At 72.5% G+C, this 25,993-nt stretch carries 24 protein-coding genes; 16 read left to right on the forward strand and 8 right to left on the reverse strand.

Annotation, left to right across the window (positions count from 1 at the left end):
- Positions 1 to 187: 187 nt before the first annotated feature.
- Positions 188 to 844 carry an O-methyltransferase gene (locus tag ASC64_RS15450; RefSeq protein ID WP_235563780.1) on the reverse strand — a complete coding sequence of 219 codons (657 nt, stop codon included), beginning with the start codon at positions 842 to 844 and terminating at the stop codon, positions 188 to 190.
- Between the two features lie 204 nt (positions 845 to 1,048).
- On the opposite strand from ASC64_RS15450, the gene sigE reads away from it, so the two are divergent.
- Genes sigE through ASC64_RS15465 form a run of 3 tightly spaced genes read left to right on the forward strand, consistent with a single transcriptional unit; the run spans position 1,049 to position 3,707 of the window.
- Positions 1,049 to 1,648, forward strand: coding sequence for an RNA polymerase sigma factor SigE (gene sigE / locus ASC64_RS15455; RefSeq protein WP_056908731.1), 600 nt, complete (start codon positions 1,049 to 1,051; stop codon positions 1,646 to 1,648).
- Positions 1,648 to 2,148 (forward strand): hypothetical protein, encoded by a 501-nt coding sequence (locus ASC64_RS15460; RefSeq protein ID WP_056908456.1) that lies wholly within the window; start codon positions 1,648 to 1,650, stop codon positions 2,146 to 2,148. Before sigE ends, ASC64_RS15460 begins: the two co-directional genes overlap by 1 nt.
- Positions 2,145 to 3,707, forward strand: a complete 1,563-nt coding sequence (locus tag ASC64_RS15465) for a S1C family serine protease (protein ID WP_056908457.1) — start codon at positions 2,145 to 2,147, stop codon at positions 3,705 to 3,707. The genes ASC64_RS15460 and ASC64_RS15465 overlap by 4 nt, the downstream gene beginning before the upstream one ends.
- A 98-nt stretch (positions 3,708 to 3,805) precedes the next feature.
- Here the strand turns inward: ASC64_RS15465 and ASC64_RS15470 are convergent, their stop codons facing one another.
- Positions 3,806 to 4,048, reverse strand: coding sequence for a helix-turn-helix domain-containing protein (locus ASC64_RS15470; RefSeq protein ID WP_056908458.1), 243 nt, complete (start codon positions 4,046 to 4,048; stop codon positions 3,806 to 3,808).
- A gap of 100 nt (positions 4,049 to 4,148) precedes the next feature.
- Here ASC64_RS15470 and ASC64_RS15475 point away from each other — a divergent pair, with 100 nt between their 5' ends.
- The 3 genes from ASC64_RS15475 to ASC64_RS15485 are packed head-to-tail and all read left to right on the forward strand — an operon-like array spanning position 4,149 to position 7,027.
- Entirely contained in the window at positions 4,149 to 4,826 is a 678-nt protein-coding gene (locus ASC64_RS15475) for a hypothetical protein (RefSeq protein WP_156385232.1), read from the forward strand.
- Positions 4,826 to 6,073 (forward strand): AAA family ATPase, encoded by a 1,248-nt coding sequence (locus tag ASC64_RS15480; protein WP_056908460.1) that lies wholly within the window; start codon positions 4,826 to 4,828, stop codon positions 6,071 to 6,073. Before ASC64_RS15475 ends, ASC64_RS15480 begins: the two co-directional genes overlap by 1 nt.
- A gap of 57 nt (positions 6,074 to 6,130) precedes the next feature.
- Complete coding sequence (locus tag ASC64_RS15485; RefSeq protein ID WP_082550537.1) at positions 6,131 to 7,027, forward strand: calcium-binding protein; 897 nt, start codon at positions 6,131 to 6,133, stop codon at positions 7,025 to 7,027.
- On the opposite strand, the gene ASC64_RS15490 is transcribed toward ASC64_RS15485, so the two are convergent.
- Together ASC64_RS15490 and ASC64_RS15495 are read right to left on the reverse strand one after the other, a co-directional pair.
- Positions 6,990 to 8,324 carry a hypothetical protein gene (locus ASC64_RS15490; RefSeq protein WP_235563781.1) on the reverse strand — a complete coding sequence of 445 codons (1,335 nt, stop codon included), beginning with the start codon at positions 8,322 to 8,324 and terminating at the stop codon, positions 6,990 to 6,992. The two genes, ASC64_RS15485 and ASC64_RS15490, sit on opposite strands and share 38 nt — an antisense overlap.
- Before the next feature lie 2 nt (positions 8,325 to 8,326).
- Positions 8,327 to 8,746: a hypothetical protein gene (locus ASC64_RS15495; RefSeq protein WP_056908462.1), complete on the reverse strand. Its 420-nt coding sequence runs from the start codon at positions 8,744 to 8,746 to the stop codon at positions 8,327 to 8,329.
- A 113-nt stretch (positions 8,747 to 8,859) separates the two neighbouring features.
- Between ASC64_RS15495 and ASC64_RS15500 the strand changes: the two genes are divergently transcribed.
- The 4 genes from ASC64_RS15500 (at position 8,860) to ASC64_RS22165 (ending at position 12,579) form a co-directional block, all read left to right on the forward strand.
- The gene (locus ASC64_RS15500) at positions 8,860 to 10,320 is read left to right on the forward strand and encodes a WS/DGAT/MGAT family O-acyltransferase (RefSeq protein WP_056908733.1); all 1,461 of its coding nucleotides are present in this window, start codon (positions 8,860 to 8,862) and stop codon (positions 10,318 to 10,320) included.
- Positions 10,317 to 10,661, forward strand: a complete 345-nt coding sequence (locus tag ASC64_RS15505) for a DUF6912 family protein (RefSeq protein WP_056908463.1) — start codon at positions 10,317 to 10,319, stop codon at positions 10,659 to 10,661. The genes ASC64_RS15500 and ASC64_RS15505 overlap by 4 nt, the downstream gene beginning before the upstream one ends.
- Before the next feature lie 32 nt (positions 10,662 to 10,693).
- Positions 10,694 to 12,322: an L-glutamate gamma-semialdehyde dehydrogenase gene (gene pruA, locus ASC64_RS15510; protein ID WP_056908464.1), complete on the forward strand. Its 1,629-nt coding sequence runs from the start codon at positions 10,694 to 10,696 to the stop codon at positions 12,320 to 12,322.
- A gap of 77 nt (positions 12,323 to 12,399) precedes the next feature.
- Complete coding sequence (locus tag ASC64_RS22165) at positions 12,400 to 12,579, forward strand: hypothetical protein (protein ID WP_156385233.1); 180 nt, start codon at positions 12,400 to 12,402, stop codon at positions 12,577 to 12,579.
- Positions 12,580 to 12,648: 69 nt separating this feature from the next.
- Here the strand turns inward: ASC64_RS22165 and ASC64_RS15515 are convergent, their stop codons facing one another.
- The gene (locus ASC64_RS15515; RefSeq protein WP_056908465.1) at positions 12,649 to 13,134 is read right to left on the reverse strand and encodes a DUF2505 domain-containing protein; all 486 of its coding nucleotides are present in this window, start codon (positions 13,132 to 13,134) and stop codon (positions 12,649 to 12,651) included.
- A gap of 248 nt (positions 13,135 to 13,382) precedes the next feature.
- Between ASC64_RS15515 and ASC64_RS15520 the strand changes: the two genes are divergently transcribed.
- A complete protein-coding gene (locus ASC64_RS15520; protein ID WP_082550538.1) occupies positions 13,383 to 18,236 on the forward strand; it encodes an NAD-glutamate dehydrogenase in 4,854 nt (1,617 codons plus the stop codon).
- Between the two features lie 10 nt (positions 18,237 to 18,246).
- Positions 18,247 to 19,119 (forward strand): SDR family NAD(P)-dependent oxidoreductase, encoded by an 873-nt coding sequence (locus tag ASC64_RS15525; RefSeq protein WP_056908466.1) that lies wholly within the window; start codon positions 18,247 to 18,249, stop codon positions 19,117 to 19,119.
- 16 nt (positions 19,120 to 19,135) lie between these two features.
- On the opposite strand, the gene ASC64_RS15530 is transcribed toward ASC64_RS15525, so the two are convergent.
- Complete coding sequence (locus ASC64_RS15530) at positions 19,136 to 19,651, reverse strand: cupin domain-containing protein (RefSeq protein ID WP_056908467.1); 516 nt, start codon at positions 19,649 to 19,651, stop codon at positions 19,136 to 19,138.
- Positions 19,652 to 19,711: 60 nt separating this feature from the next.
- Here ASC64_RS15530 and ASC64_RS15535 point away from each other — a divergent pair, with 60 nt between their 5' ends.
- The gene (locus ASC64_RS15535; RefSeq protein ID WP_056908468.1) at positions 19,712 to 20,374 is read left to right on the forward strand and encodes a TetR/AcrR family transcriptional regulator; all 663 of its coding nucleotides are present in this window, start codon (positions 19,712 to 19,714) and stop codon (positions 20,372 to 20,374) included.
- Here ASC64_RS15535 and ASC64_RS15540 read toward each other — a convergent pair.
- Together ASC64_RS15540 and ASC64_RS15545 are read right to left on the reverse strand one after the other, a co-directional pair.
- Positions 20,360 to 21,130, reverse strand: a complete 771-nt coding sequence (locus ASC64_RS15540) for a sulfite exporter TauE/SafE family protein (protein WP_056908469.1) — start codon at positions 21,128 to 21,130, stop codon at positions 20,360 to 20,362. The genes ASC64_RS15535 and ASC64_RS15540 overlap by 15 nt on opposite strands.
- Positions 21,127 to 21,828, reverse strand: coding sequence for a FadR/GntR family transcriptional regulator (locus ASC64_RS15545; RefSeq protein ID WP_056908470.1), 702 nt, complete (start codon positions 21,826 to 21,828; stop codon positions 21,127 to 21,129). The genes ASC64_RS15540 and ASC64_RS15545 overlap by 4 nt, the downstream gene beginning before the upstream one ends.
- A 150-nt stretch (positions 21,829 to 21,978) precedes the next feature.
- Here ASC64_RS15545 and ASC64_RS15550 point away from each other — a divergent pair, with 150 nt between their 5' ends.
- The 3 genes from ASC64_RS15550 to ASC64_RS15560 are packed head-to-tail and all read left to right on the forward strand — an operon-like array spanning position 21,979 to position 25,986.
- A complete protein-coding gene (locus ASC64_RS15550) occupies positions 21,979 to 23,343 on the forward strand; it encodes an SLC13 family permease (protein ID WP_056908734.1) in 1,365 nt (454 codons plus the stop codon).
- A 7-nt stretch (positions 23,344 to 23,350) separates the two neighbouring features.
- Positions 23,351 to 24,526 (forward strand): CaiB/BaiF CoA transferase family protein, encoded by a 1,176-nt coding sequence (locus ASC64_RS15555; protein WP_056908471.1) that lies wholly within the window; start codon positions 23,351 to 23,353, stop codon positions 24,524 to 24,526.
- The gene (locus ASC64_RS15560) at positions 24,523 to 25,986 is read left to right on the forward strand and encodes a carboxyl transferase domain-containing protein (protein WP_056908472.1); all 1,464 of its coding nucleotides are present in this window, start codon (positions 24,523 to 24,525) and stop codon (positions 25,984 to 25,986) included. The genes ASC64_RS15555 and ASC64_RS15560 overlap by 4 nt, the downstream gene beginning before the upstream one ends.
- The last annotated feature ends 7 nt before the right edge of the window (positions 25,987 to 25,993 follow it).

The raw sequence follows: 25,993 nt of genomic DNA on the forward strand, positions 1-25,993 counted from the left end.
AAGCGCTACATCGCACGCGACCTCTTCCGGCAACTCGAATCTTCCCCTACCAGCGCTTGACGATCCATAGGAGCGTCGAGCGAGCAAGCGCGACGAGCGMAGCGAGGCAGGTTGGGAGCGAGGAGGGAAGACGACGTCTTCAGGGGCGCCGAGCACGCGCGAGCAGAGCGAGCGCCACTGACACTGTTCAGCCCTCGGGAGCCCATTCCTTCTTGGCGACGAGCAGGCCGTCCCCGACGGGGAGCAGGACCGGGACGAGCGACTCGTGCTCAAGGATCGTGCGGCCGAGGTCTCGGATCGTGACGGTCTCCTCGTCGCGCTGGGCGGGGTCGGCGACGCGGTCGTGCCAGAGGGCGTTGTCGAACGCCACGATGCCGCCGGGACGGAGCAGGCGGAGCGCCTCCTTGAGGTAGGCGGCGTACTCACGCTTGTCGCCGTCGCAGAAGACGAGGTCGTAGTGGCCGTCGGTGAGGCGGGGGAGCACGTCGAGCCCGGCGCCGGCGATGGTGCGCGCGCGGTTGCCCGGGATGCCGGCCTCGGTGAAGGTCTCCTTGGCGAGGCGCTGGTGCTCGGCCTCGATGTCGACCGTGGTGAGCACGCCGTCGGCGCGCATGCCGCGCAGCAGCCAGAGGCCCGAGACGCCGGTGCCGGTGCCGATCTCGACCACCGCGCGGGCGTCGAGGACCGAGGCGAGGAAGCGGAGGGCCGCGCCGGTGCCGGAGCCGATCGGCGAGACGCCGACCTCCTCGGCACGGCTGCGGGCCGCGGCCAGGATCTCGTCCTCGGCCACGAAGTCCTCGGCGTAGGTCCAGCTCGCGGTCTTGATCGGGGCAGTGTGGGGCACGAGCGGACTCTATCGCGCAGCGTTCGGGCGACGTGGCCGGGAACACACGGGGCGCCTCGCTCGTTGGACCGCTCGTTGGACGCCGCGAAGTTCTTGGTCGTCACGCATGAGGTTCACAGGGAACTCTCAGGCGCGATGCCTAGCGTCAGGAAGGACAGCGAACCGTTGCAGCTGCGGTCGAAGAAGACGAACCAGGGGGCACCCGTGGGTGACCAGGTCGAGACCACCCCGGACCAGGGCCACGTTCCGAGCTGGGACGAGGTCGTCGAGCAGCATTCCGACCGGGTCTTCCGGCTGGCCTACCGGCTCACCGGCAACCGCCCCGACGCCGAGGACCTGACCCAGGAGGTCTTCGTCCGGGTGTTCCGCTCGCTCGACGGCTACACGCCCGGCACGTTCGAGGGCTGGCTGCACCGCATCACCACGAACCTCTTCCTCGACGGCGCCCGGCGCAAGCAGCGGATCCGCTTCGACCCCCTCTCCGACGAGCGCGCCGCCCGGCTGACCAGCCCCGTCGCCGGCCCCGAGCTGGCGCTCGCCGACCAGACCTTCGACGACGACATCGAGACCGCGCTCGCCACGCTGCCGCCCGACTTCCGCGCCGCCGTCGTGCTGTGCGACGTCGAGGGCCTCAGCTACGAGGAGATCGCGGAGATCATGGACGCCAAGCTCGGCACCGTGCGCTCCCGCATCCACCGCGGTCGCACGATGCTCCGCAAGGCCCTCGCGCACCGCGAGCCCGCCCAGGGACGGGAGCGCTACTCCGGCCCGACCGCGACGCAGCCGCACGGGGCGGTGTCCTGATGTCGCACCTCGGCTCGCGCGTCAGCGCCCTCCTCGACGGCCGGCTGGCCCCCGACGAGGAGGAGCGTTGCTGGGCCCACGTGCACGCCTGCCACGCCTGCCGTGACCTCGTCGAGCAGGAGGGCCGGGTCAAGACCCAGCTCGCCCGGCTCTCGATGGGTCCCTCGACCTGCTCGCGCGACCTCAAGTCGTCGCTGCTCGGCAGCTGCTCGAGCCTCACGCCCAAGCCGTTCCCGACCGCAGACCACCGGCCGCGCCGCGGTCTGGTGGCCATCGGTGGTGGCGCGGCGAGCGCCTGCGTCGTCGGTGTCCTCGCCCTCGGTGTGGCCGGTGCGCCTCGCATCGAGCCGCGTCCGCCGGCGACCGACCTGAGCCGTCCCGCCGGCCCCGCTGCACCTGCCACCACCACGGACGACCGGTCCGTTCGCACCCCGGTCTCACCCTCCCGGACGCCCCTGGCCGAGCGCTTGGTGGCGATCCGGGAGAAGATTGCTCCGTGAGCGACCAGGACAGGCCAGGAGCGCAGGCACCCGACGAGCCGACGCAGCCCCTGGCGGGGTGGCGCCCGGAGGAGCCGCGCACCGCGCAGCCGGACGGCCAGGCCTACGGTGAGCCGCCTGCACCCCCCGCCGAGCAGCCTGTCGACGAGCACGACGTGCAGCCCGCCGAGCACGACGAGCAGCCGGCCGAGCACGCCGACGACCACCTGATCGCCGGTCCGCCGCCGGTCGCCGCCGAGCCGGACGCCCCGACGACTCCGTACCCGGTCGCACCGCAGCCGGGTCTCCAGTCGGGTCCCCAGCCGGGCCTCCAGCCCGGTCTCCAGCCGGGTCTCCAGGCGGGCCCGCAGACCCGGCCGATGGCCCCGCACCCCGGGCCGCCCCTCGCCGGTCCGGCGTACTTCGGGCCCGGCCCCGGTCCCTACCCGCGCCCTGACTACGCCCGTCCGGTCCCCCCGCGCAGGCTCCCGCTCTGGTCGTGGGTCGCCGTCGCCGCGGTCGCGCTCGTGGTCGGCCTCCTCGGCGGCCTGGCCGGAGCGGCGCTGCAGGACGAGCTGGACTCGCCGCGCGGCACCGTGGACAACGGCCTCGACGGCGTACGCACCCAGAGCGCGGCGCCGCTCGACGCCGACAACGGGTCCGTGCCCGCCGTCGCGCAGGCGTTGCTGCCCAGCACGGTCCAGATCGTCGCCGAGTACGACGGTGAGGCGGCGGGCGCCACCGGGTCGGGCTTCGTGCTCGACCGTGAGGGCCACGTCGTGACCAACAACCACGTCGTCGCCTCGGCGGCCGAGGACGACGGCCCGATCGTGGTCATCGACCACGCCGGCAAGCGCCACGACGCGACGATCGTGGGCCGGAGCTCGGTCTACGACCTGGCGGTGCTCCAGGTCGAGGGTGCCGACGGGCTCGAGCCGGCCGCCCTCGGCGCGTCCCGGGTGCTCCACGTCGGCGACCCGGTCGTCGCGTTCGGCGCCCCGCTGGGGCTGAGCCAGACCGTCACCTCGGGCATCGTCAGCGCCCTCAACCGCCCGGTCACCACCTCGGGCGACTCCTCCGACGACTCCTCCTACATCAACGCCGTGCAGACCGACGCCGCGATCAACCCGGGCAACTCGGGCGGACCGCTGGTCAACCTCGCCGGCGAGGTGGTGGGCGTCAACTCCGCCATCGCCACGACCGGCGGAGCGACGACCGAGTCCGGCAACATCGGTGTGGGCTTCGCGATCCCGATCGAGCAGGTGCGCACGACCGTCGACCAGATCCTGCGCACGGGCAAGGCGGAGTACCCCGTGATCGGGGCCCAGGTGCGCACCGGCGGGGAGCCGCAGGCGGAGGGCGCGACCATCACCGAGGTCATGCCCGACACCCCCGCCGAGCGTGCCGGGCTGAAGAAGGACGACGTGATCGTCCGTGTCGGCGACCAGCCGGTCAACGACGGCATCGCCCTCATCGTGGCGATCCGCACGCACCAGCCCGGCGAGACGGTCGAGATGTCGGTGCTGCGGGGCGGCGAGGAGCAGGTCGTCGAGGTCGAGCTCGACGGCAAGGTGGGTTAGTCGCCCCACGGCGTCCTTCCCCCGCTCCGCTCCTGCGAACAACGCCGCGCGGGAACTTGACCGCCGTTGGTCTGGCGGGTGCCGTGGCGACTCCCTGGCTAGCGCGACTGCTCGGTGTCGGACTCGACGAACGGGTGCTCGGCGACGAACGACCGGGTCTCGGCGTACATCCGCTGGATGAAGTCCTCGAGCTGCGAGCGTTCGACCCGCCACTGGCCGCGACCGCCGATCTTGATCGCGGGCAGGTCGCCGCGGCGCACGAGCGCGTAGACCTGCGCACTGGAGGTGTTGAGCACCTCCGCCACGTCGGCGAGCGTCAGGAAGCGGGGGTCCTCGGGCATGGGGTCATCGTGCCACCCGCCCGGCTGCTCGCGGCCGCGACCGGGCCGAGGCTGTGGACAGGCAGGTGTGAAGTCGGCCTGGTGAGGCAATGATGCTCGCGTGTCTCGGAAACCTTCTCGGAACCCGGCGCGCGACGAGCGCCTGAGCGACGTCCCTGCGGCCACCCGCACCCGCTCGCCCGGGTGGCGGGACCCACGCCTGTGGGTCGGCGTCGTGCTGGTCACCGGGTCGGTAGTGGCCGGCGCGCGGATCATGGCCGGCGCGGACGACATGACGTCGGTCTGGGCCGCCTCGGGCGACCTCGCGGTGGGCCAGACGTTGCAGGCGGACGACCTCACCGCGGCGCGGGTGCGCTTCGCCGACGCCGCCGACCAGCAGCGCTACCTCACCGCCGACGACGAGCTGCCGGCCGACCTCACGCTCACCCGGCCGCTGGCGCAGGGGGAGCTCGTGCCGGCCGGCGCCCTCGGGGAGGCCGCCGCCGACGACACCGTGTCGGTCTCGATCGCGGTGCCCGCCGAGCACGTCCCCACGGGCCTGGCCCGCGGCTCCCGCGTCGACGTCTGGGTGATCGGCGAGGACCGCCGCTCGCGCGCGGCGGCGGAGCTCGTGCTCGCCGACGTGGTGATCCTCGACGCGCCGGTCGTCACCGACTCCTTCGCCTCGGCGACGACCCGACAGCTCGTGCTCGCCGTGCCCGAGGCCGAGGAGGAGTCGCTCGCCGCGGTCCTCGCGGCCAGCGGGGACGACCGCGTGCGCGTGGTCGGCCGGGGCTGATGCCGGTGATCTGCGTCCTGCTGCTCGCCGCGGGGGAGGGGTGGGAGTCGCCCGCCCTCGCCGACCTCGAGGCACACCCGGGGGTCGTGGTGCTCAAGCGCTGCGTGGACGTCGACGACCTGCTCGCCTCGGTGGCCAGCGGTCAGGCCGACGTCGCGGTGCTCGCGCTCGACGCGCCCGGCCTCGACCCGGCGAGCATCGCCCACCTGCGGCGGCACGCGGTGCGCCCGGTGGGAGTCACCACCGCGCGAGCCGACGACCTCGACGTGCGCGAGCACGCCCAGCGCCTCGGCATCTCCGCGGTCGTGGGAGCCGGTGGGCTCGCCACGCTGCCGGAGGTCGTGACGAGCGTCGAGGACGCCGCCGACACCCGCGTGCGCGAGGCACCTGCCGGTCCCGTGCCGCCGCAGGTCGCCGGCACCGGCGCCGGACGGGTGGTCGTGGTCTGGGGCCCGGCGGGCGCCCCAGGACGTACGACGATCGCCACCAACCTCGCCTGCGAGGTGGCGCGGCGCGAGTCGGGCGTCGTGCTCGTCGACCTCGACCCTTACGGCGGTGCGGTGGCCCAGCAGCTCGGCGTGCTCGACGAGGTGTCGGGCCTGCTCTCGGCTGCGCGGCTGGCCGGCACGGGGCAGCTCGACGAGCGCTTCGCCTCGGTCTGCCGTGCCGTCGGCGAGCACCTCGCGGTCGTCACCGGCCTCCCCAGGCCCGACCGCTGGCGCGAGGTCCGCGCCGCCCACGTCGAGCAGCTGCTCGAGCAGGCCCGCGGGCTCGGCGACGTGGTCGTCGACTCCGGCTTCAGCCTCGAGGACGACGCCGGCTCCGACTTCGGGGGCCGGCCCGGCCGCAACGCCCTGACCCTGGCTGCTCTCGACCAGGCCGACGAGATCGTCGTGGTCGGGGCCGCCGACCCGGTCGGTCTGACCCGGCTGGCCCGCGGGCTCGTCGACCTCCGCGAGCGCACGGGCGGCGTCCCGGTCCGCGTGGTGGTCAACCGGATGCGCGGCTCGATCGGGTGGTCGGAGAAGGACATCGCCGGGATGGTGGAGGGGTTCAGCCGCGTCGCCGGCCTGCACTTCCTGCCCGAGGACCGGACCGCCACCGACCGGGCGCTGGTCACCGGCCGGCCGCTGGCCGACGGCGGTGACTCCCCGCTCGTGCGGGGCCTGGGCGCCGTGGCGGACGCGGTCTTCCCGGGCAGTGTCCAGTCCACCTCGGGGCGGGGTCGGCGGCGTCGCACGCGCTGAAATTCTGGGTTTCGTCAAGATTTCGTTAACTTGAAGTCTACTTTCAAGGAGGCTTCGATGGTTGACCCCATGCGTACGACCGGCCTGGCCCTCGCCGCACTGTCATTGACGCTGACGGCGGCACCCGCGTTCGCGCGGGCCGACGGCACCACGGGCAACGACGTCATCTCGGGCAACGCCCGCTCCAACCACATCATGGCGCTCGGCGGTCGCGACCGCGTGACGGCCAAGGGTGGCAACGACACCGTCTACGCCGGCAAGGGCTCCGACGTCGTCACGGGTGACGACGGCGACGACTGGATCACCGCCCAGCCCGGCAACGACTGGGTCGCGGGCGGCCTCGGCAACGACCGGGTGGACGGCGGCCAGGGCGACGACACGCTCTACGGCGGCGAGGGCGACGACGTCCTGAGCGCCAACGTCGGCGACGACGTCGTCTACGGCGAGGCCGGCAACGACATCGTCGGCGGCAACGACGGCGCTGACCAGCTCTTCGGCGGCGAGGGCTCGGACAAGCACATCGGTGGTGCCGGCAACGACTGGATCGACGGAGGTCCGGGTGACGACGGCGCGATCCAGGGCGGTCCGGGCAACGACGTGCTGATCGACGGCGACGGCAACGACACGAAGGTGAAGGGCGACGAGGGCGATGACGTGGTCTTCCTCGGCCCCGGCGCCGACAAGGTGTTCGGCGAGCAGGGCAACGACACCATCTACGTCTATCCCGACGGCGTCCAGGACCGCATCCACTGCGACGACCCGACCCAGAACGACTCCGGCAACGCCGACAGGGTTCTCTTCGTGGGTCGCCGCGACCCCGCCGACGTCATCGACTACCGCGGCTCGTGCGAGACCGTCGAGGTCGTGCAGACCCCGCCCGCCGGCTGGCCCTACGGTTCGGTCGCGCAGCGCTCGGTCATGCAGCGAACAGCAGGTACAGACCTCCTGCGGTGAATCCCACCATCGCCATCAGCAGCGGCAGCTGACCGGTGAGGTGGTGGCGTGGCGGCAACAGCTTGATCGCCCGGTCGTGCGCGGCGACCACGCCGACCACGTGCCCGAGCACGACGGCGAGGACCTTGGTCACCGCGAGGAACGTCGGGTGCAGCGAGATCCAGTAGTTGACCTGCAGGTCGGCGGTGCCGAGGTAGTCGTCGCCGCGGCTGAACGGGTCACTGAGCTGGATGAGTGTCTGCTGGCCGTACTCGACGAAGAACGTCAGGTAGTGCGCCACGATGTAGCCGACGATGATCGGCACGACCGAGTGCGCGAACAGGTCGGGGAGGGCTCGGCGCGGGGTGTCGCCGGTGACCCCGGTGGCCATGGTCGCGGCGGCCAGGACCAGCGCGACTCCCGCGGAGAACGCCACCAGCGCCAGCGTGTCGGGGAGGATCCGCGACACCGACAGGGACTGCACGATGCCCAGCCACTCGCTCGACTCGCGGAAGGAGTCGAAGGCGGTGCTGCCGAAGAGCACCCCGACGACCCCGACGAGCCCGGGCCTGGCGACCAGGGTGTCGAGGTTGCCCAGCGGGCTCCGCACGACCAGCGCACCATCGCGGCGGCCCCAGACCGACAGCTTGGCGACCAGCGACGAGTAGACCTCGAACGGGTCGGCGCGGGCGAGGAAGGTCGTGCCCCACACGGCTGAGCCGATGAGCATGATCCCTAGGTAGGCGGCGCACCACAGCCGCACCGGGCCGAGGTCGGTCGAGTGCGGGTAGACCAGCTCGAGCCAGACGAAGGAGAACAGGCCGAGGGCGGCCGGCCAGTAGCCGAGCCGCGCGGGGTAGGCGTACAGGCCCTGCCCCTCCGGCACCCCGGACACCTTCGCGAACAGCATGCTGATGGTGCGAGCGGGGCTGACCGCCTTGAAGAAGGGGCCGAACAGCAGGGACGCCGGCACCAGCCCGACCCACAGGATCACGTAGAACGTGCCGAGGAACGGATTGATCAGGCTGTCCTTGCCGAACACCGCCGCGGCGGCGACGTAGAGGAAGAAGGCCATGCCGATGACGCGCAGCACGATCGCGAAGGCGCGCGAGGACGTGAGGCGGTCCAGCCACGCCGGCGCCGTACGCCCGCTGGTGGCCGCGTCGTAGCGCGGCTCGCGCCACGCCACCGCCAGCACGGTGAAGGAGACGACGAGGGCCGCGACGGCGCCGGCGATCGCCAGCTCCGAGGGGATCGGCAGGTCCTTCGCGCCCCCGAGGCCGTGGGCCGAGATCCTGCCCACGGTCAGCTGGCCCACCTCTAACGCACCTCGAGCTGGAGCACGATCGAGGCGGGCTCGTGGCTCTCCACCTCGACCACGCCGGGGCGGTCGATGGTGATCTGGTGCTCGCTGGTGCCGGCGTCGTAGGCGATCTCCTGCTCCGGCGTGCTGTGCACGTGGAACTCGCCGGCCGCGTCGGAGGTGATGGTGAGGTCGAGCGTCTGCCCGACCTCGAGCTCCACCCGCTCACCGTTGGGGGTGAACGTGTCGCCCTCGCGCGTCACCGTGACGGCCACGGCGTCGCCGTCGGCGCTGGCGCTGTCGCTGGTGGACTCGCTGGGGGAGCTGCTGCCCTGGGTGGCGGCCGGCTCGTCGTCACCCCCGTCGCCGCACGCGGCGAGCCCGAGGGCCAGCACGAGGGTGAGGGGGGCGAGGCGCGACAGGACGCGACGTGACACGGTCTTCTCCTCCAGGAACCGGCAGGCACAGGACGGTGGCCACGAACGCGGCGGGCCGCCGGCTCTGCCAGAATCCCATGCGGGACAACATGATCGACGAGAGGGGGCACCAGATGAGCGAGCGGAGCGAGCGTCTCCGGCCGCGGGACCTGGCCATCCTGGCCGCCGAGTCCCCCTCGACGCCGATGCACAACGCCACCGTCGAGGTGTTCGACCCGGGCGACTCCGGCTTCGACCACGACCGCCTGGTCGACCTGATCGCCGACCGCATCGCGTTCGTCCCCCGCTACCGCCAGCGGCTGCAGCTGGTGCCCGGCCGGCTGGCCAACCCGGCATGGGTGGACGACGAGAACTTCGACCTCGGCTTCCACGTACGCCGCTCCGCGCTGCCGCGGCCCGGCAGCATGGACCAGCTGCGTGAGCTCGTCGCCCGGATCGCCTCCCGGCCGCTGGACCGCAGCCGGCCCCTGTGGGAGTGCTACTTCGTCGAGGGCCTCGAGGGCGGTCGGGTCGCGCTGCTGGTCAAGAGCCACCAGATCCTGGTCGACGGCCGCGAGACGGTCGACATCGGGCAGGTGCTGCTCGACACCTCTCCCGACCGCTCGACGCTCGGCCACGACGACGAGTGGCGGCCCCGACGCACTCCCGGGCCCGTCGCGGCCGCGCTCGACGCCGTGACCGACAGCCTCGAGAGCCCGCGCACGCTCTGGTCCACGACGCGCGCCAACGCCGAGGCGCTGGGGCGGCAGGCATCCACCACCGGCGCCCGGTTCGCCGAGGTCGCCAACGCGCTGGCCGGTCGCGGACCGGTGCACTCCACGCCCGTGCACCGCCGGCTCTCCCAGCAGCGTCGCTTCATCGCGCTGCGCACCGAGCTCGCCGACTACCGCGGCATCCGCGAGGTGCACGGCGGCACCGTCAACGACGTCATCCTCGCCACCCTCGCCGGCGGCCTCCGCGGCTGGCTGATGACCCGCGCGGAGTCCATGGGCGGGCTCCGCACCATCAAGGCGATCGTGCCGATGTCGGTCATCGACGACGAGCTCGAGGCGACGTCGCTCGGCAGCCAGGTCAAGGGACACCTGGTGCACCTGCCGATCAACGAGCCCAGCCCGGTGGTCCGGCTCCACCAGGTCAGCTACGACCTGAAGGCCCACCGCGACGACGGCCGCGCGGTGTCCGCCCGCCGGCTCTCCGGCATCTCCGGCTTCGCGCCCACCACCTTCCACGCCCTCGGGTCCCGCGTCGCGGCGGCGGAGCTGCGCCACGGGTTCCACGTGTCGATCACCAACGTGCCGGGTCCGCAGTTCCCGCTCTACGCCGACGGCGCCCGGATGCTGGAGTCGTACCCGGTCCACCCGCTCCTGCCCGACCACCCGCTGGCCATCGGCGTCACGTCCTACGACGGCGGGGTGTTCTACGGCATCACCGCCGACCGCGACGCCGTACCCGATGCCGACACGCTGGGCCAGTGCGTGCTCGAGGCGCTCGACGAGCTCAAGGACTCCGCCTCCGACACGCGGCCGCGCGCACCGCGCGGCAAGTCGGGCTCCGGCCGGAAGGCGCGCACGTGACCCGCCGCTACCTCCCGACCACGCTGCCGCGCCTCGCCGCGGCGTGGGACGCCGACGGGCCGGAGGTGCTCGACCCGGTGGTCGCCGAGGACGACGGCGAGGAGACCGAGTACGCCGCCCTCATGACCGCGGCCGACGCCTCGGCCGAGCTCCTGGCAGGGCTTCCCGACGGTCGCCGCAGGCGTGTCGTCGTGGTGGTCGAGACCCCCTCCGCGGAGGGCCCGGCCCGGTGGCGCGACGTCGTCGCGGTGCACGTCGACAGCGAGGACGACGCCGACCCGGACGACGACCTGGCGTGGTGGGCGACCCAGGAGGTCGGTGACCTCGTCGCCTCGCTTTGAGGCGCACGAGCGCGTCTGACACGATCAGCGGCATGGACGCGATCACCTTTCCGCCGGCTCCCACCAACGAGCCGAACCTGACCTATGCGCCCGGCAGCCCGGAGCGCGAGGCACTGATCACCGAGCTCGCCCGCCTCGAGGGCGAGCAGCACACCCTCCACGCGGTCATCGGCGGGGAGCACCGCGACGGCGGCGGCGCCGAGACCGACGTCGTCCAGCCCCACGACCACCAGCACGTGCTGGGCACCTTCCGCGGCGCCACCACCAAGGACGCGGAGGACGCCATCGCCGCGGCCGCGGCGGCCGCGCCCGGTTGGCAGGCCATGCCATTCGACGAGAAGTGCGCCATCATCCTCAAGGCCGCCGACCTGCTCGCCGGGCCGTGGCGCCAGCGGCTCAACGCCGCGACGATGCTTGGCCAGTCCAAGACGGCCTTCCAGGCCGAGATCGACGCCGCGTGCGAGCTGATCGACTTCTGGCGGTTCAACGTCCACTACGCCAAGCAGATCCTCACCGACCAGCCGATCGCCAACAGCCCCGGCATCTGGAACCGCACCGACCACCGCCCCCTCGAGGGCTTCGTCTACGCGATCACGCCGTTCAACTTCACCGCGATCGCCGGCAACCTGCCCACCGCCCCGGCGCTGATGGGCAACACCGTCATCTGGAAGCCCTCGCCGACCCAGCAGCTCGCCGCGTCGCTGACGATGGAGCTGCTCGAGGAGGCCGGCATGCCCCCGGGCGTGATCAACATGCTGCCCGGCGACGGGCTCGACGTGTCGAAGGTGGCCCTGGCGCACCCCGACCTCGCCGGCACCCACTTCACCGGCTCCACCCCGACGTTCCAGCACCTGTGGCGCACCGTCGGCGAGAACATCACCGGCTACCGCGCCTACCCGCGCATCGTCGGCGAGACCGGCGGCAAGGACTTCATCGTCGCCCACCCGTCGGCCGACCCCGACGTGCTGCGCGTCGCGATGATCCGCGGGTCCTTCGAGTTCCAGGGCCAGAAGTGCTCGGCGGCCTCGCGCGCCTACGTGCCCCGCTCGGTCTGGGCCAAGATCAAGGACCAGCTCATCGCCGACACCGAGGCGCTGTCCATGGGCGACGTCACCGACCTGTCCCACTTCATGGGCGCCGTCATCGACGACCGGGCCTTCGCCAAGCACCGGAAGGCCATCGCGCGCGTCGAGGGCACCGACCACCTCACGCTCCTCGCGGGCGGCCAGACCGACGACTCCGTCGGCTGGTTCGTGCGGCCGACCATCGTGGAGTCGAGCGACCCGACCGACCAGATGTTCTCCGAGGAGTACTTCGGCCCGATCCTGGCCGTGCACGTCTACGAGGACGACCAGTTCGAGTCCGTGGTGGCCCAGATGGAGTCGTTCGCTCCGTACGCCCTCACCGGCGCGATCATCGCCCAGGACCGGGCGGCCATCGCGTGGGCCCGCAAGACGCTGCGCTTCGCGGCCGGCAACTTCTACATCAACGACAAGCCCACCGGCGCCGTCGTGGGCCAGCAGCCGTTCGGTGGCGGCCGCGCCTCCGGCACCAACGACAAGGCCGGCGCCGCGGTCAACCTGCTGCGCTGGACCTCGCCCCGCTCGATCAAGGAGACCTTCGTGCCTCCGAAGGACCACCGCTACCCGCACCAGGGCTGAGCCGCACCGGCTCGGGCGGGGAGCTCCCCGCCCGAGCCGGCTGAGCCGTACGCCGTCGCGGGTGGGAGGATCGGGACGTGATTCCACTGCACATGGGCGCCCTGCATCCGTTCGAGCAGGCGCTGACGCTCCTGCTCGCCTTCGGGCCGTTCGTGCTGCTCGGCGCGGTGATCTGGTGGCGCCGCGTCGGCGAACGTCGCACCGACGAGCAGATGGCCGCCGAGGAGGGCGTCGAGGAGCGCGAGCGCCTCAGCTGAAGACGGGCACGTCCTCGTCGCGCAGCCGGCCGACGCCGGCCAGGGCGTCGTACGACTCCACGAGGAGGGTCATCGACCCGCGAGCCACTCCACGCCGGTCTCGTGCTCCTTGTCGAGCGCCTTGACGAGCATGTCCGCCACCAACCCCTCGATCTTGCCGCCGACCAGCGGCAGCCGGACGGTGATCTCGAGGTCGACCCGCTCGGTGGTGCGTCCGCCGGACTCGGTGAGGGTGGCGGTGCCGTGCATCTCACCGGGCTTGCCCGGGATGGTGACGTCGACGTCGGCGCGGTCCGGGGTGCGCCACGTCTCGACCTGGCGGATGCGGATCTCGTCGCCGACGACCTTGGTCGCGAACGACGGCAGGCTGGCGGTCGACTGCACCTGGTCGAGGGTGACCACCGTCCCGGTGGCGCCCGGCTCGGCCGTGGCGGTCCCGCGCAGGACCTTCATCCGCTCCAGCACCCGCTCGCGGAACGGCGCGTCGGTGAGCATCGCTGCGACGTCCTCCAGCGGTGCGTCGTAGGTGAGGTCCTTGACCACGCGCTTGCCCATCGTCGGGTCCTCCTGCTGCCTTCTCGAACCTGCTCGGTGCCTGCTCGGTGCCTGCTCGGTGCCTGATCGGTGCCTGTCCGGCACCTGATCGGGCGGCTTCGGTGGCCGCCTCGACCGGTGCCGACATCATGGCGGACGGCGCGACCGAGGGCGAGGACCGGGCGGCGTCACACACCCGCACGGGCGAGGTGACCGGCGGGTACCGACCCGTGTTGTGAGGGTCACACCACGGGTTCTAGGGTCGGGGCGTGGCGACGCCCGAGGAGACCAAGGACCAGCAGCTCGACGCAGCGACGAAGGGCCGGGAGGAGTGGGCCGACCTGCTCCGGGCCTACTACCGGCACGTGGCGCCGGAGGAGGTCGCCGAGCGCTCGCCGGAGGACCTGTTCGGTGCCCTCGCCTCCCACCGCGAGCTCGCGTCGTCACGCCCGCAGGGCACCGCCGCCGTGCGCGTCGTGACCCCCACGATGGCCGACGCCGGCTGGTCGGCGTCGGGGCGCTCCGTGGTGGAGGTCGTCACCGACGACATGCCGTTCCTCGTCGACTCGGTGACCATGGAGCTCAACCGTCTCGGCCACAACGTGCACGCGGTGATCCACCCTCAGTTCAACGTCGAGCGCGCCATCACCGGCGAGCTCCAGCACGTGCACGCGCACGAGCCGCAGGACGGCGGCCAGGCCGGCGTCGAGTCCTGGATGCACGTCGAGATCGACCGCACCGACGAGGAGGAGGCCGACGAGATCACGGCCGGCCTGCAGCGGGTGCTGGGCGACGTGCGCGAGTCGGTCGAGGACTGGGAGAAGATGCACGCCCAGGCGCTCGCCGTCGTCGCCGAGCTCGACGACAACCCGCCGCCGTTGTCGGAGAAGGAGCTGCGACAGGGGCGCGACTTCCTGCGCTGGCTGACCGACGACCACTTCACCTTCCTCGGCTACCGCGAGTACCACCTCGAGTCCGAGGAGGGGCATCCCGACGAGTGCGGGCTGCGGGCGGTGCCGGGTTCCGGGCTCGGCATCCTGCGCTTCGACCAGGACCTGTCGAGCGCCTTCGCGAAGCTGCCTCCGGTCGCGAAGGCGAAGGCCCGCGAGAAGACGCTGCTCGTGCTGGCGAAGGCGAACTCGCGTGCCACCGTGCACCGCCCGGCGTACCTCGACTACGTGGGCGTGAAGAAGTTCGGGCCCGACGGAGAGGTGGTGGGGGAGCGACGCTTCCTCGGCCTGTTCTCCAGCGCGGCCTACACCGAGTCGGTCACCCGGATCCCGGTGCTGCGCGAGAAGGTCGACGAGGTGATGCGACGCGCCGAGTTCGACCCGCGCAGCCACGCGGGCAAGGCCCTCATGGACACCCTCGAGAACTACCCGCGCGACGAGCTCTTCCACACCTCGCCGGCCGACCTGGCGCCGGTGGTGCAGGACGTGATGTTCGCCCGCGAGCGCCGCCAGCTGCGCGCCTTCGTCCGCCGCGACACCTACGGCCGCTACGTGTCCGTCCTGGTCTACCTCCCGCGCGACCGCTACAGCACCGCGGTCCGCGAGCGCTTCTCCGACATCCTGCGCGAGGACCTCGGGGGAGAGCACGTCGAGTTCACCGCGCGGGTCAACGAGTCGACCACGGCGCGCGTCCACTTCGTCGTCCACCCGCCCAAGGGCGGCCACATCCCCGAGATCGACGTCGCCGACCTCGAGCGTCGCCTCATCGAGGCCTCGCGCTCCTGGCGCGACGACTTCATCGCGGCCGTCGTCAGCGAGCACGGCGAGGACCGCGGCTCGCGGCTCGCCCGCGCGTGGTCGCACGCGTTCCCGGAGGCATACAAGGAGGACTACTCCCCGCAGCGCGGCTCCGCCGACCTCGGCCGCATCGAGGCGATCGAGGGCGAGGACGGCATCGACCTCGCGCTGTTCGACCAGGACGAGAAGGCCGGGGTCTACCGGCGCGGCGAGTCGCGGCTCAAGGTCTTCCGCGTGGGGGAGCCCCTGTCGCTGAGCAGCATGCTGCCGATGCTCACCTCGATGGGCGTCGAGGTGGTCGACGAGCGCCCCTACGAGCTCACCGGGCTGGCCCGCCCGTCCTACATCTACGAGTTCGGCCTGCGCCACGGCCGCGTCCTCCCGCCCCACGAGCGCACGCTGTTCGCCGAGGCGCTGCGGGCGGTCTGGGACGGCTACAACGAGATCGACGGCTTCAACCAGCTGGTGCTCGCCGCCGGGCTGACGTGGCGGCAGGCCACGGTGCTGCGCGCCTACGCGAAGTACCTCAAGCAGGGCAACTCGCCCTTCGCCCTCGACTACATCGAGGGGGCGTTGCGCAGCAACGTCGACATCACCCGACTGCTCGTCGAGCTGTTCGAGTCCCGCTTCGACCCGGGGCGCGGCGACCGGGCCCTCGAGGCCGACGCCGAGGCCCGGGCGGCGAAGGTGGAGGCCATCGAGGAGCGGCTGGCCAAGGCGCTCGACGACGTGGTCAGCCTCGACCACGACCGCATCCTGCGCTCCTACCGCACGCTGGTGCGAGCGACGCTGCGCACCAACTTCTTCCAGCGCACCGCCGACGGAGAGGTGCACCCCTACATCTCGTTCAAGCTCGAGCCGTCGGCGATCCCCGACCTGCCCGAGCCGCGGCCGCGCTTCGAGATCTTCGTCTACAGCCCACGCGTGGAGGGCTCGCACCTGCGCTTCGGCGCCGTCGCCCGCGGTGGCCTGCGCTGGTCCGACCGCCGCGACGACTTCCGCACCGAGGTGCTCGGCCTGGTCAAGGCGCAGATGGTGAAGAACACCGTCATCGTGCCCGTCGGGGCGAAGGGTGCCTTCTTCTGCAAGCAGCTGCCCGACCCGTCCGACCGTGACGCGTGGCTGGCCGAGGGCGTGGCCTGCTACAAGACCTTCATCTCCGGCCTGCTCGACATCACCGACAACCTCGTCGACGGCGAGACGGTGCCGCCGCGCGACGTGGTCCGCCACGACGGCGACGACTCCTACCTCGTGGTGGCGGCCGACAAGGGCACCGCCACCTTCTCCGACATCGCCAACGGCGTGGCCAAGGACTACGGCTTCTGGCTCGGTGACGCCTTCGCCTCCGGCGGCTCCGTGGGCTACGACCACAAGGCGATGGGCATCACCGCCAAGGGTGCCTGGGTCTCGGTGCAGCGCCACTTCCGGGAGATGGGCGTCGACTGCCAGGCCGAGGACTTCACCGCGGTCGGCATCGGCGACATGTCCGGCGACGTGTTCGGCAACGGCATGCTCTGCTCCGAGCACACCCGCCTGGTGGCCGCGTTCGACCACCGCGACATCTTCCTCGACCCCGACCCCGACGCGGCAGCCTCCTACGCCGAGCGCCGCCGCCTCTTCGAGCTGCCCCGCTCCAGCTGGAAGGACTACGACACCTCGCTGATCTCCGAGGGCGGTGGGGTCTGGTCGCGCTCGGCCAAGTCGATCCCCGTCTCGACGCAGGTGCGCGCGGTGCTGGGCCTCGACTCCGGCGTGACGGCGCTGACCCCCGCCGAGCTCATGAAGGCGATCCTGCTCGCGCCGGTCGACCTTCTCTGGAACGGCGGCATCGGCACCTACGTGAAGTCCTCCGAGGAGACCAACGCCGACGCCGGTGACAAGGCCAACGACGCGATCCGCGTCGACGGCCAGGACCTCCGCGCCAAGTGCATCGGCGAGGGCGGCAACCTCGGCTTCACCCAGCTCGGCCGGGTCGAGTACGCCCGCCTCGGTGTCGGCGGCGAGGGCGGTCGGATCAACACCGACTTCATCGACAACTCCGCCGGCGTGGACACCTCCGACCACGAGGTCAACATCAAGATCCTGCTCGACAAGGTCGTCCGGTCGGGGGCGATGGACGAGGCCGCCCGCAACGAGCTGCTCGCCGAGATGACGGAGGAGGTGGGGGCGCTCGTTCTGCGCGACAACTACGAGCAGAACCTCGCCCTCGCCAACGCCGAGGCGCACGCTCCGTCCCTGCTGCACGTGCACGAGGACTGGATGCGCGCACTCGAGCGGCGCGGCGTCCTCAACCGCGACCTCGAGGGCCTGCCCTCGACCCGGCAGGTACGCCGTCGCCTGGACCGCAAGCAGGCCCTGTCGGCTCCGGAGCTGTCGGTGCTGCTGGCGTGGACGAAGATCGTGCTCGCCGACGAGCTCATCCAGTCCGACCTGCCCGACGACCCCTACCTCCGCGAGGACCTCCTCGCCTACTTCCCGAGCCGGATGAAGCCGGACCTCGAGGCGGCCATGGAGGACCACCCGCTGCGCCGCGAGATCATCGTGACGCAGGTGGTCAACGACCTGGTCAACGGAGCCGGCATGACCTTCTGGCCGCGACTGGCGGGGGAGACCGGGGCCAGCCCGGCCGACCTGACGCGCGCCAACTTCGTGGCCCGCGAGATCTTCGGCTCACTGCAGCTGCGCCAGGAGATCGCCGGGCTCGACAACCTGGTGCCGGCCGAGCGCCAGACCCGGATGCGGATCGAGATGCGCACCCTCGTCGAGCGCGCCTCGCGCTGGCTGGTCACCAACCGGCGCCCACCGCTGGACTCGAGCGCCACCGTCGACTTCTTCCGCGAGCGGGTGCAGGCCGTGATGGCCGAGCTGCCCGACATCATGAGCGGTCGCGAGCGCGACGACTACGACGCCCGCGCGAAGCGGCTGACCCACCAGGGCGTCTCCGACGACCTCGCCTCCCGCGTCGCGGTGCTCGCCCCGGCCTACGCCCTCCTCGGCATCGTCGAGACGGCCGACCGGCTCGGGCTCGACCCCGCCGAGGTCGCGCGGGTGCACTTCGCGCTGGGGGAGCGGCTCGGCCTGCCGGCCCTCGTCGAGCGGATCTTCGCGCTGCCTCGCGACGACCGGTGGCAGACGATGGCCCGGGCCGCAGTGCGCGACGACCTCTACGGCGTGCACCAGCAGCTCACCGCCCAGGTCCTGGAGACGACCAGCGCCGACGACCCGGCTCCGGCCCGGGTCACCGCGTGGGAGGCCTCCGAGGAGGAGCTCGTCGGCCGCGCGGCCGGCACCCTCAAGGAGATCTGCCGCGAGGAGACCGCCGAGCTGGCTCGCCTCTCGGTCGGCCTGCGCGTGGTGCGGGGCCTGCTCGCCTGATGAGGACCTGATGGGGTTGCTCTGGGTCACGCCCCGGGCCCGGCTGCGGAGGCTGACCGGGCGGGGCGGCCCCAGCCCGCTGGCCGGGCGGACGGTGCTGGTCACCGGCGCCAGCTCGGGCATCGGCGAGGCCACCGCACGCGCGGCTGCGTCACGCGGCGCCCACGTCGTCCTGGTGGCGCGCCGGGCCGACGAGCTCGCACGGGTGCGCGCCTCGATCGAGGCCGCGGGCGGTCGCGCGTCGACGTACGTCGCCGACCTGACCGACCTCGACGCGATCGACGACCTGGTCGTCCGGGTGCTCGCCGAGGTCGGCGCCGTCGACTACCTCGTCAACAACGCCGGCCGCTCGATCCGCCGCTCGCTCGACCTGTCCTACGACCGGTTCCACGACTTCGAGCGCACCATGGCGATCAACTACTTCGGGCCGGTCAGGCTGACGATGGGACTGCTGCCCGCGATGCGCGCCCAGGGGTTCGGCCACGTGGTCAACATCGTGACGTGGGGCGTGCAGATGAAGGCGCCGAAGTTCGCCGCCTACATCGCCTCCAAGACCGCGCTCGACACCTGGTCGCGCATCGCCGGCCGGGAGACCTACGCCGACGGCGTGACGTTCACCAACATGCGGTTCTCCCTCGTCGCCACGGCGATGGTCGTGCCGACCGATGCCTACGACAACCGCGCGAGCATGAGCGCCGAGCAGGCCGCCGCGAAGGTCGTCAGGGCGCTCGAGGAGCGTCCCGTCACGTGGGACACGGTCCCCGGTCGCGTCGGGGCGGTGGTCAACGTCGTCGCGCCCCGACTCAGCGACGCGCTGATGTCGCGCTTCCACCGCTCGGTGCCGGACTCGGCGGCCGCCCGCGGGGCCTCGCCCCAGCCGTAGGCGGGTCGGCCCGGGGTCAGGACCGGGTCGCCTCCGGGATCGGCGGCCCGACGACCTCGAGGCCGTAGCGCGGACCCACCCCGTTCCAGCGGGCGATCTCCTCCTCCATGGAGCGGCCCTCGCCCTCGCCGGGGACGCGGAGCGCTCCCGCGGGCACCCCCACCTCGTCGTAGAGCCCGAGCAGGTGGCCGGGCTCGGTGAGCGCGAGGTAGTGGACCGGGACGTCGCCGTGGACCCGGAAGGCGTGGGGGATCCCCTGCGGGAGGTACATGAAGCAGCCGGGTGTCAGCTCGAAGTCCTCCTCGCCGGCGCGGTAGGTCATCTCGCCCGCCAGCACGAAGAACGCCTCGGCCTCGCGCGTGTGGCGGTGCAGCGGCGTCGCGATCCCCGGCGGCTGGGTCACCGTCGCCACGGCGAGGCGGCCGCCCGACTCCTCGGGGAGCAGGAGGTGCTCGAACAGCGACCCCATCGCCCACGTCGCGTGATGCGCGTCCTGCGGCCCCCTCATCACGACCGTCGTGTCGTCGGACATGGGAGCCTCCCTCGATTGATCCGAATCGACTTCGGATGAATATTCGCTAAGTTAGACCTCGTGTCGTCCCAGCGCAAGGCCCGCACCTACGACGCCTCGGGGCGACGCGCCGCTGCCGAGCAGACGCGCGACCGCGTGCTCGGTGCCGCGCGTGACCTCTTCGTCCAGCACGGCTACGCCGCCACCTCCGTCGGGCAGATCGCCGGCGCGGCCGGTGTGTCGGTGGACACCGTCTACGCCGCCGTCGGTCGCAAGCCGCAGATCCTGCTGGTCGTGGTCGACATGGTGCTGGCGTCCTCCGGCCGGCCCCTGCCGGCGTCGGACCGCGACTACGTCCGGGCCGTGCAGGAGGCAGGGTCGGCGGTCGACAAGCTGATGACGTACGCCGACGCGCTCGGCCGACTGATGCCGACCGTCGCGCCGCTGCTGCTCGCCCTGCGCGACGCCGGGCTCACCGACGACGAGTGCGCTGCGGCGTGGCGGCACGTGACCGACCGGCGGGCCACGAACATGCTGCAGCTGGCGGGAGAGCTGCGCGCGACGGGATCGGTCCGCGAGGACCTGAGCGACCAGCAGGTCGCGGACCTGATCTGGTCGACCAACAGTCCCGAGTGGTTCACCGCCCTGGCGTCGCGCGGGCACTCGCCCCACGACTACGCCGCGACGCTCGGCGACCTGTGGGTCCGCACGATCCTGGACCGGGGCGGCTCAGAAGAGCAGTAGCGCCGCGACGACGCCAGCCGCGACGACGGCCCAGCGGAACGCGGCGTCGGGCAGCTTGCGTCCGACGCGGGCGCCCACGTAGCCACCGATGAGCGAGCCGGCCGCGAGGAGGACCACCGCGTCCCACCGCGGGTCCGCGACGACGACGAAGATCAGCCCGGCGACGACGTTGCCGACCATCAGCGAGAGCGTCTTGAGCCCGTTGACGATGCGCAGCTCGAGGTCGGTGCCGATGCCGAGGACCGCCACCATCATCACGCCCGCGCCGGCGCCGAAGTAGCCGCCGTAGACGCCCGTGACCGTCGCGAACACGGTCGTGGCGGACGACATGTGCCGCCGCTCGGCGAGCTGCTCGCCGTGCCGCTGCTCGTGGCGCGCCCGCAGCCACCGCGCGATGCGCGGCTGGACGCCGACCAGCAGGCAGGTGAACAGGATCAGGTAGGGGACGATCGTCTCGAAGACCCCGGGTGGGAGCCCGAGCAGCAGCGCCGCGCCGACGGCGGCGCCGAGCGCGCAGACGACGACGATCACCCGCGCGATCGGTCCGGCCTCGCGCACCTCGTCGCGGTAGCCCAGGACCCCGCCGAGCCCTCCCGGGATGAGCCCGAGCGTGTTGGACACATTGGCGACCACGGGCGGCAGGCCCAGTCCCACCAGGACCGGGAAGCTCAGCAGCGACGCGACGCCGACGGTCGAGGAGAGCACGCCCGCGCCGAACCCGGTCGCGAGCACCAGGACCGTGTCGAGTGCGGTCACTGCTGCTCGCGGAGCAGGGCCACGTCGCTGACCATCTCGACGTGGGCGTGCATCGCCGCGGACGCGGCAGCGGGATCGCCGGCCCGGATCGCGTCGGCGATCGCGCGGTGGCCGGCGAGGGAGTCCTGCGGGCGGCCGGGCTGGCCGAGCGACTCGAGTCGCGTCTCCTTCACCAGGTCGCCGATCTCGTCCATCAGGCGCGCGAGCAGGAGGGAGTGGGCCGCCGCGGTGACCGCACCGTGGAAGCGCTCGTCGCCCTCGACGCCGCGACCACCGGCCTCGATGTCGGCCTCCATCGCGGCCAGGGCGTCGTCGATGCGGGCGAGGTCGTCCTCGGTGCGGCGCACCGCGGCCAGCGCCGCGATCTTGGTCTCGAGCGCGTCGCGCGTCTCGATCACCTCGGGCAGCCGGTCGGCGTGGCTGCGGATCGCCTCGACGATCCGGGTCGCCTGCTGCTGGCGCGCCGTGACGACGGTGCCGTCCCCGTGGCGTACCTCCACGACACCGACCACCTCGAGCGCCACGAGCGCCTGGCTGAGGGTGGCGCGGCTGACCCCGAGCCGCTGCGCAAGCTCGCGCTCGGGTGGCAGCCGGTCCCCGGCCCCGAGGCCGTTGTCGGCGATCCACGAAGAGATCTGGCCGGCCACCTGCTCGTAGAGGCGGGTGCGGAGCAACCGGGGCGGGAACGACTCGGACATGCGGACAGCCTATTGACGCTCGGCTCATTGTCCTATTGGCTAGGCCACTGGGCCAGACACGTGATGGGCGTCACCCCCCGGACGTCCGCCGTGCTGACCGTCGTCCCGGGCTGGCTCGGGACCGACTCGGGACTGACTGGAGGTGGACCCATGGGTCCGGAATGGATTGCGATCCTGGCGCTCGTCGCCCTGTTCGTGGTGGGCACGGTGCTCCCCATCAACATGGGCGCACTGGCCTACGTCGCGGCGTGGCTCGTCGGCATGTACTCACTGGGACTGGACGAGAAGGAGATCCTCGCCGGCATCAGTGCCGACCTGGTCCTCACCCTGATCGGTGTCACCTACCTCTTCGCGATCGCGAGGCAGAACGGCACCGTCGACCTCATCGTCCGCACCGCGGTCGCTTCGGTCGGCGGGCGGGTCGCCCTGATCCCGTGGGTGATGTTCGCGGTCACCGCGGTGATCACCGCGATCGGAGCCGCCAGCCCGGCCGCCTGCGCGATCATCGGCCCGATCGCCCTCGGCTTCGCCGGCCGCTACGGCATCAGCCCGTTGATGATGGGCATGTTCGTCGTGCACGGCGCACAGGCGGGCGGCTTCTCGCCGATCTCGATCTACGGCACGATCACCAACTCGGTGATGGAGGACGCCGGCCTGGGCGCCTCGCACCTGACCATCTTCTTCTCCAGCCTCGCGGTCAACACCGTGATGGCGGCGATCCTCTTCGTGGTGCTCGGCGGCCGGAAGCTGATGAAGCTGCGCATGCACGAGGGCGAGCTGGTCGAGGCCGGTGCCGCGACCGGCGCCGGGTCCACTGCCGGCGGCAGCGCGACACGTAGGCACCCCGATCACTCCGATGCCCGCTCGGGCACCGGCGCCACCCCCACCACGGGCACCCCCAACCCGGGTGACGCCGGCACGACCCTCGAGCACACCCTGACGCTGCTCGCCTTCCTGGCCGTGGCCGTCGTCGCGCTGGTCTTCGACAAGAACATCGGCTTCGCCGCGATCACCGCCGCGGTCGTGCTCTCGGTCCTCACGCCGAAGGCATACAAGGACACCGTCAAGCAGATCGCCTGGCCGACTGTGCTCCTCGTCGCCGGCGTCAGCACCTACGCCACGATCCTCACCACTGCCGGCTCCCCGGAGTTCGTCGGAAAGTGGGCTGCGGGCCTTGGCGCGGTCGCCATCGGTGCGCTGATCCTCTGCTACGTGGGCGGCATCGTCTCGGCCTTCGCCTCCTCGACCGCGCTGCTGCCGGTGATCATCCCGATCGCGATCCCGCTCGTCGCCGAGGGCGGCCTGTCGGCCGGCTTCTTCGTGGCGGCGCTCGCGGTCAGCTCGACCATCGTCGACGTCAGCCCGTTCTCCACCAACGGTGCCCTGATGCTGGCCAACAAGCCGGACACGATCGACGAGAGCACCTACTACAAGCAGATCCTGGGCTACGCCACGATCGTCACCCTCGTCGGCCCGCTGCTCGTGTGGGCCGCCCTCGTCCTCCCTGGATGGTGAACCCCTCATGACCGGACCCCTCTCCGACCTCCTCGTCGTCGACCTCACCCGCGCGCTCGCCGGACCGCACGCCACCCAGATGCTGGGCGACCTCGGTGCCCGCGTGATCAAGGTGGAGGCGCCCGGCAGCGGCGACGACACCCGTGGCTGGGGTCCGCCGTTCGTCGGCGAGCCCGACGCCCGTCAGTCGACGTACTTCCTCTGCACCAACCGCAACAAGGAGTCGATCGCGCTCGACCTCAAGGACACGACCGACAAGGACGTCCTGCTGGGCCTGGTCGACAAGGCCGACGTGCTGGTGGAGAACTTCCGCACCGGCGTGCTCGAGCGGCTCGGCCTCGGCATCGAGGAGCTGATGCGCCGCAACCCGCGGCTCGTGGTCCTCTCGATCACCGGGTTCGGCCACGACGGCCCCGAGGGCGGACGCGCGGGCTACGACCAGATCGCCCAGGGCGAGGCCGGCCTGATGTCGTTGACCGGCTCTGGCCCGGACGACCCGCAACGCGTCGGGGTGCCGATCGCCGACCTCCTGTCCGGGATGTACGGCGCCTACGGCGTCCTCGCCGCGCTCCACGAGCGGCACGCGACCGGCAAGGGCCAGGTCGTGCGGACGTCGCTGCTCGCCTCCGTCGTCGGCGTGCACGCCTTCCAGGGCACCCGCTGGACGGTGGCGGGCGAGGTCGGCCGCGCGCAGGGCAACCACCACCCCTCGATCGCCCCCTACGGGCTGTTCCACTGCCGCGACGGCGCGGTGCAGATCGCGCTCGGCAGCGAGGGGCTGTGGAAGAAGTTCTGCGCCGGTTTCGGGCTCGACCCGGACGCCGAGGGCCTCGCGACCAACGGCGAGCGCGTCGCCCAGCGCGAACGCGTGATCGAGGTCGTCGAGCAGGTCTTCGCGGACTGGGACGCCGAGCCGCTGCTCGCGCGGCTGGCCGAGGTCGGCGTGCCGGCCGGCAAGGTGCGCACCCTCGACGAGGTCTACGAGTGGGACCAGGTCGCCAGCCAGGGCCTCCTCGTCGACGTCGAGCACCCCACCCTCGGCGGCATCACCCTCCCCGGCCCGCCGCTCCGGTTCTTCGACGCCGCCGGCGACGAGGTCACCCGGCGGGAGCACACGGCCCCGCCGCTGCTCGACCAGCACGCCGACGAGATCCGGTCCTGGATCGGCGGGGGCGGCGCGTGAACACCCCCCAGGCGACAAGGCGCTGGACGGCCCCTGAGCTGCTCGACCTGGTGCTCGACGCCGGCACCTTCGTCTCGTGGGACGAGCCGGTGGACCTGTCCTACGCCGACCCCGGCTACCGCGCCGCCCTCGAGGCGGCGGCCGCCAAGGCCGGCACCGACGAGTCGGTGCTGACCGGCCGCGGCGAGGTGCGCGGGCGTCCGGTGGCGGTGGTGGTCAACGAGTTCCGCTTCCTCGCCGGCTCCATCGGCCGGGTCGCAGCCGACCGGATCACCGCAGCCGTACGCCGTGCCACCGCCGAGGGCCTGCCCCTGCTGGCCAGCACCGCGTCCGGCGGCACCCGGATGCAGGAAGGCACGCCCGCCTTCGTGCGGATGGCCGAGATCTCCCGCGCGCTGATGGACCACCGCGCGGCCGGCCTGCCCTACCTCGTGCACCTGCGCCACCCCACGACCGGCGGCGTCTACGCCTCGTGGGGCTCGCTCGGGCACGTGACGGTCGCCGAGCCCGGTGCCCTGGTGGGGTTCCTCGGGCCGAAGGTCTACGAGGGGCTCAACGGCCGGCCGTTCCGGCCGGGCGTCCAGGTGGCGGAGAACCTCGCCGCCAACGGGGTCATCGACGGCGTCGTCGCCGCCGAGCACCTGCCGGAGATGGTCGACCAGGCCCTGGCCGTCCTCGTCGACGGCCCCGGCCCCGGCCGGCTGCCCCACCGGGCGTCGCGCCCGATGGGCGACGGGTCCGCCTGGGACAGCATCGAGCGCACCCGGCGTTCGGACCGGGTGGGCGTGCGCGACCTCCTCGCGCACGGCGCCGACGGCACGCTCCAACTGCGCGGGACCGACGAGGGCGAGCGCGACTCGACCGTCCTGGTCGCCCTGACCCGCCTCGACGACCAGCCGTGCGTGGTCATCGGTCAGGACCGCTCGCGCCAGGTGCCGGGCCATGCCATGGGGCCCGGCGCGCTGCGCGAGGCACGACGCGGGATGCGCCTGGCCGAGGAGCTCGGGCTGCCGCTGGTGAGCGTCATCGACACACCGGGCGCCGAGCTCTCGCCCGAGGCCGAGGAGCGCGCCATCGCCGGCGAGATCGCCCGCTGCATCGCCACCCTCACCACGATGACGGTGCCGACGGTGTCGGTGATCCTCGGCCAGGGGTGCGGGGGAGGGGCGCTCGCCTTCCTGCCCGCCCGGACGGTCGTCGCCACCGAGCACGCGTGGCTGTCGCCGCTGCCGCCCGAGGGGGCGAGCCTGATCGTGCATGGCGACGTCGACCACGCGGCCGAGATGGCGACCCGCCAGCGGGTGCGTGCCGCCGACCTGCTCGCCGACGGCGTCGTGCAGCACGTGGTGCCGGAGCTGGACGGCGAGCCGCCGCGGGACCTGGCCGTCGCGGTCGCCGCGGAGATCGGCCGACAGCTGCGGGAGCTCTCCGGGCGCGAGCCGGTGGCCCACGCGTCCTAGGGGCGTG

The organism is Nocardioides sp. Root122, assembly GCF_001425025.1.
Classification (GTDB): domain Bacteria; phylum Actinomycetota; class Actinomycetes; order Propionibacteriales; family Nocardioidaceae; genus Nocardioides.